The following is a 5,474-nucleotide window of genomic DNA, read 5'->3' as shown; positions in this document are numbered from 1 at the left end:
AAAAAAAGAGCTTACCAGCTCTTGCTTTAGTTCGTACCAGCCCCACCTACGCTAAATACGATGATGTCCACGATTACCATCCAACCCAGTATAATTATACGATAAAACGTTTAAATATTCAATATGTATAAATGAACTAATATATTCCATTTTACGTTCACTCTGAAACCAATCCACATTTTTTCAAACACCGCAGGGTCGTTTCTTATGTCCTTAAGCACACATAATGAGGGATTTTTTTGTTATTCTAGAATAATTTTATTGATAAAAAAGAACGCTAAAATGGGCTGCTAAAACTTTTTAGTAAGTAACCAGCCTATCATATTAGTTTTGAACATCAAATGACAAAGGAGGGACTATCATGACAAATCGTAATGACAATCGAAAACAGCCTCATACTGGAGGAAGTAAAGCTGCTGATACAGAATTTGGAGCAGAGTTGACACAAAGTAAAAAAGCCAGTAAAAAAGCAGCACCAGAAAGTAAATAATAGGGAAATAACCACAGGGAGGACGGTTTTTATGGCTTTAATTATGGAACTAATTAAGGCCAACTTAACCGTCCCCATGGTCAAAGGGTCCTCCCCCTTCATCAAATGCGTGCTTAAAGTCAAACACAAAAGGAGTTGGTCCATGCTGAAGATAATAGTTGTATCTCTTGAAAGCCTCCTCCCAGGATACATCCGCCACCTTCTCTGTCCACCACACCACATATGTAGGTTGTTTCTCTTGATGAGATTCAATCCACTTGTTCCTGTCTCGTAAGGCTTGCTTATGTCGCCCTGAATAGGTAAAACGGTTTAAAGATTGAAGGCTTTTCCATACCGTTAGTGTAAGAATAGGAAACCCCTCTCCTTTGATCACTTCTTCAGGGAATGGCACTCCATGAGAAGAAAACTCCTCTATAAGTTGCCCTGATCTAGAAGCCTGGCGCATGACTTCGTATCCCACTTCAAAAAACTCACGCGAAGCAGGATGCTCATACGGATGTTTTAGCCTGCCTACAGTATAAATCGCAACAAAGGACATAATAATCTCTCCTTTTAACACTTTTAACCTACATATATTCAAGAAGGACTGGACTAATGCCAATGGAAAAAAAGAGGATGACCACAAAGGTAAACTACACCTCCTTAGTCATCCTCTTTTAAAAATGTCAACTTAGTATACTTTCACTGTCTTCTTCTTACTCTTATTCCCCGCCTTATCGACCAAATAAACCGCCAAAGACGTTCCCTTCTTTTGCTTCACAATCCGCACTTTAAAATTACCTTTACTTGAAACCGTGCCCTTACCAATTTGTTTCTTCCCATTAAAAACATAAACAACCGCACGTGCTTCACCTTTTCCTGAAACAGAAGAGGAGGCAGCTGACACCTTATTTACTCCCGGTCTAGCCGGCGCTATCTTATCAATTACGATTGTCTTCACAACCGGGCTGACCTTTTTGTCTTTCCCAAAGGTCGAAGTAACTGAAATGCTCTTTCCAGCCTTTTGCTTGCTGATCTTGATTTTATATTTTCCTTTGCTATCAGCCTTGCCACTTTTATAATACTTTCCGCTGATATAGACNNGTCAGTCCTGAAACAGAAACGGATTTATTACTGACCGTATTAAGGGTTGGCGCATGAACCACTTTGACCGTCCGGAAGGGGCTCACATTCGATGCACGGTCTGTCGCATTTACTCTCAATTCTGCCCCGACTTTCTGCTTCGCAAGAGAGAATTTATACGCACCAGACCGGTCAGCTCTTACTTTCTTATAAAACTTGCCATTGGTGTACAATGACACATTAGCATACGCCTCCGCTTTACCGCTAACAGAGGTGGACTTGTCCGTCACAACAGAAACGGAAGGGGCCATAGGTGCTTTTTTATCGATCACAAAAGAAATCCGATTTCCCAACTTGGTAACACGAGCCTGTGAAAAACCAGAAGCAGTTTGGGCACTTGACGGGATTGCCACTTGATAAGCACCATCGCTTTTGAGGCTGGTACTTTGATTAATTGTAGTCACTTTGCTGCCATTTGCTAGGGTAAGTTTTTCATTTTGAGCGACACCCAGCTTCACATCGGTATTAAAATACATCGTACTCGCAGATGGATTCACATTTTTCCTATCATTTACCGTAATCCAGCGGTAACCTTTATAGGTAAAGCCTGAATTTGGTCCCGTTACCGCATATTTCAATAAATAAATCCCGTTGGTTTGTGGGTCAGCCGCACCGCTAACCGTCACCAACTTGTTCATATCTCCTTCTTTCGAAGAAAAAGCCTTAACACCGGCCAGTGGATCAAAGCTTGTGCCACGAATGAGTGACATTGAGTCTACACCGGTTAGTACAGATTTTACTGTAATAACTGGGAAACTCCCATCCTGTGGATCATAAATGAACCCTTGGTTATCTACATTATCTCTCAAATAGATTTGCTCAATAGAATACTGTCCGCTCATTTGCCCTGGGGGCAGTGTAATGTCAGCACGGAACATGTTTTTATATACATCCCATTCGAGCGGGGTCCAGAAGCTGCCGTTCGCCGACTTAAAAGAAATGCTTCCTTCTTTTAAACCACTTTTATCCTCAGCACCGACCCAGACCGTAAACGTATCTCCGCCATATACACTTGTCGCCGATAGCTTAATAGATTTGAATATTGGCGCGGAAAAGTCGTCAGTACCGCCCGTAATGTTAACCGTTTTGCCATCCAAGAAGGTATGTTCAGACGCTCGATACCATTCCTCATTTCCGTATACATCAGCGAGTCGAAGAAAATTTAATGTCCATTTCCCGTTCTGGATAACCTTTGGGACATCAAGAATCGCTTCATATTTCTTGGTGCTGCTATTATATTCAATTTTCCCTTGCAGCCAATTCTCCGTTCGCTCATGTTTAAAATAAACGTACGACTCTCCCAGGCCGCTTAATTCTGAGATCGAAAAGGTCATTTTCACCTGTCCGCCGGCCTGTGCATCTTTTGTTAACAGCGCCATATTTGTCAGGCGAGGCGGGGTGGTATCCTCCACTCCATCGACCACATTATAAGATAATCCCTCGATCAAAGGGTCATGGGAAAAGTATTCACTTACATTCCCGGCCGCATCATATAACGAGATATAATCGACAGACCAAGTTCCTTTAAGCGTTGATGAATCGAGTCTCCATCTGAACTCAAAGGTATTATCTCTCTTATAAAACAAATTAGAGGCAATTTCACTGCCGGATGAATGTTTTATACTTATCCCATGTCCATCTTCAGCAATCCCTGACTCCAAATCCTCTTCTACCTCAAACGTAAACACAATTGTATCGCCAATCTTCGCATCCTTCAGATTGACCGAAGCAGCCTTCAGTTTCAACGGAGTCACATCATCCTCAGCAAACCCAACCGGCGTTGAAGAAAAAATTGTAACCGCAAACAAAATTGCTGCCATCAGCACAGAAATCCATTTCTTAGCCATTCATTTCTCTCCTAATCTTTTATAATATAGCTAGTATTATAGCACCACAGCGACGCCAGGGGGACGGTTCTCATGGCGGTTTTTACTTGGCTAATTGTGCCACTAGATTTGTCCCCTGGGTTCCTCGTCTCATGACAAAACCGCCCAAAAAAGGCGGCTTAGTTGAACAGTCTAGAACGTTGTTTAGAATTTGTCCATATATTAGTAAAAACGTTTAAAGCTCTCAAAATGGGCTTGGTAATACGGGCTCTGTAAATTAGAAATCATTACACCATCATCGTTAGCATGGATGAATTGGTTGTTCCCGAGATAGATTCCTAGATGAGAAATACCTTTTTTATATGTATTTTCAAAAAAGACAATGTCGCCGGCTTTCGGTGTATCGACATAGTAAGTACGGTCATAGAAACCTTCCGCTGAATAACGGCCAATTTCCATCCCAGCTTGATTAGCCACATAATAAACGAACCCGCTGCAGTCAAAGCCAGAAGGCTTACTGCCGCCCCACACATAAGGAACTCCAATAAGTTTCTTGGCACTGTCGATCATTTTTGCGGCAAGGTCAGTATTAACAGTAGGTTCAGTCTTAGTCCCAGGGACTTTTAACTTTTGGCCGACATAGATATTGTCGGAAGTAAGTTTATTGAGCGCCTTCAAATCCTTGACGGTCAACTTATATTTGCCTGCAATCTTTCCAAGTGTATCCCCGCTTTGAACGATGTAATCCGTCGTTTCCTTGACACTTGTTGTCGGAGTCGTTGTTTTCGGCGGTGTGGTGGCCACAGGTTTCGCCGGAGTCACTGTTGCTTTCTTGGCTGGAACCTTGAGCTTTTGGCCGACATAAATCATATCGGATTTTAATTTGTTCAATGATTTCAGGTTCGACACAGAGGTTGAATGTTTACTGGCAATCTTGCCAAGATAGTCCCCGCTTTTAACTGTATAGACACCCGTTGTGGTTGTCGATGTTGTCGTGGCCGGTGACTTTGCTGGTGTCGTTGGCTTAGCTGGTGTCGTCGTCTGTTTTGGGGCGGAAACTTTTAGGTTTTGCCCGACATAAATGAGGGTATTATTAAGATTGTTCCACTTCTTGAGTTCAGCAAGAGTCACATGAAAACGGTTGGCAATCTTAATCAAGGCATCACCTTTTACAACGGTGTAAGTGGTGGGCTGTGATGCTTGGGTCATTTTGCTCGCTACCGTGATCTTGAGCATTTGATTGACAGAGATAAAGTCCGACTTCAACCCATTTGCTGTTTTGATTTCTTTGACACTCGTATGGTACTTTTGCGCGATTTTCGATAAGGAATCGCCTTTTTGAACCTTATATGTATCGGCCAGGGCAGTGCCTGCAAATACGGTCGAAAGCAGGGCAGCTGTCGATAAGGCACGAACAATAGTTTTCTTCACTAGCAAATCACCTCTATTTTTTTCACAGTTTTATTAATTTTACCATAGTTTGCTAGTGTTTCGGAGAAAAAGTTGTAAATATTTCCTTAATTGTTAGCGAAAATTGGTGTATTTGCTGAATTATCGAAATAATTAAGGTGGCAACCTAACTAAGTCATTCGATTATTTTTTCACCAATTAGAACAAATCCTTACAAAATTCACTAAATTATAACAAATTTCACTGGAAATAGATTTACATCATCCTGCTAATCTAGTAAAATTGTCAATTAGAGTAAACTAAAGGAGGAAAAGAAAGGTGGATCGGATAGTAGAGGCTAAAAGCTCTCAAACGGCTAATTTCTCAGAAATCGTAAGAAAAGCTTACGAAACAGGCGTTAACGAAAGGGAAATCACCCTAGAAAAACTAATCGCAGACCTGAAAGCAGATTTGAAAAACTTAATGGTCGGTTAAAAATATATATAATATAGAAGATTAATATAAGGCCAGCGAGGTTATCTCGCTGGCCATTTGTGTGTTTTAGGAAAATGAGGACGTGGGTGGAAAAGAGACATCAACGGTAACCCTAGGAAGCGTATGATGCCCGCGAGGCAGAAAAAATAGGA

The 5,474-nt window shown here is 41.6% G+C and carries 6 protein-coding genes; 2 read left to right on the top strand and 4 right to left on the bottom strand.

Annotated features, from left to right (window positions below; genetic code table 11):
• The first annotated feature begins 361 nt into the window (after positions 1-361).
• Entirely contained in the window at positions 362-490 is a 129-nt protein-coding gene (locus tag V7659_RS01915; protein WP_335537754.1) for a hypothetical protein, read from the top strand.
• 64 nt (positions 491-554) lie between these two features.
• Here V7659_RS01915 and V7659_RS01910 read toward each other — a convergent pair whose 3' ends face one another.
• The 4 genes from V7659_RS01910 to V7659_RS01895 form a co-directional block, all read right to left on the bottom strand.
• On the bottom strand, positions 555-1,028 hold the full coding sequence (locus V7659_RS01910; RefSeq protein WP_335537752.1) for a DUF3291 domain-containing protein: 474 nt from the start codon (positions 1,026-1,028) through the stop codon (positions 555-557).
• A 132-nt stretch (positions 1,029-1,160) separates the two neighbouring features.
• Positions 1,161-1,430, bottom strand: a complete 270-nt coding sequence (locus V7659_RS01905; protein ID WP_335537750.1) for an Ig-like domain-containing protein — start codon at positions 1,428-1,430, stop codon at positions 1,161-1,163.
• Between the two features lie 115 nt (positions 1,431-1,545).
• Positions 1,546-2,454, bottom strand: coding sequence for an Ig-like domain-containing protein (locus tag V7659_RS32260; protein WP_438825858.1), 909 nt, complete (start codon positions 2,452-2,454; stop codon positions 1,546-1,548).
• A 1,206-nt stretch (positions 2,455-3,660) separates the two neighbouring features.
• Positions 3,661-4,869 (bottom strand): C40 family peptidase, encoded by a 1,209-nt coding sequence (locus tag V7659_RS01895; RefSeq protein WP_335537748.1) that lies wholly within the window; start codon positions 4,867-4,869, stop codon positions 3,661-3,663.
• A 297-nt stretch (positions 4,870-5,166) separates the two neighbouring features.
• On the opposite strand from V7659_RS01895, the gene V7659_RS01890 reads away from it, so the two are divergent.
• Complete coding sequence (locus V7659_RS01890; protein WP_186328720.1) at positions 5,167-5,322, top strand: hypothetical protein; 156 nt, start codon at positions 5,167-5,169, stop codon at positions 5,320-5,322.
• Positions 5,323-5,474 lie beyond the last annotated feature (152 nt).

This window comes from Neobacillus drentensis (genome assembly GCF_036966985.1).
Classification (GTDB): Bacteria; Bacillota; Bacilli; order Bacillales; family Cytobacillaceae; genus Neobacillus; species Neobacillus drentensis_E.
Note: the sequence above shows the minus strand (reverse complement) of the source record. Positions and strands in the feature narration are given on the sequence as shown.

Coding starts and splice junctions, on each gene's coding strand:
- V7659_RS01915 (WP_335537754.1), top strand. CDS start 362: ATGACAAATCGTAATGACAATCGAAAACAGCCTCATACTGGAGGAAGT.
- V7659_RS01910 (WP_335537752.1), bottom strand. CDS start 1,028: ATGTCCTTTGTTGCGATTTATACTGTAGGCAGGCTAAAACATCCGTAT.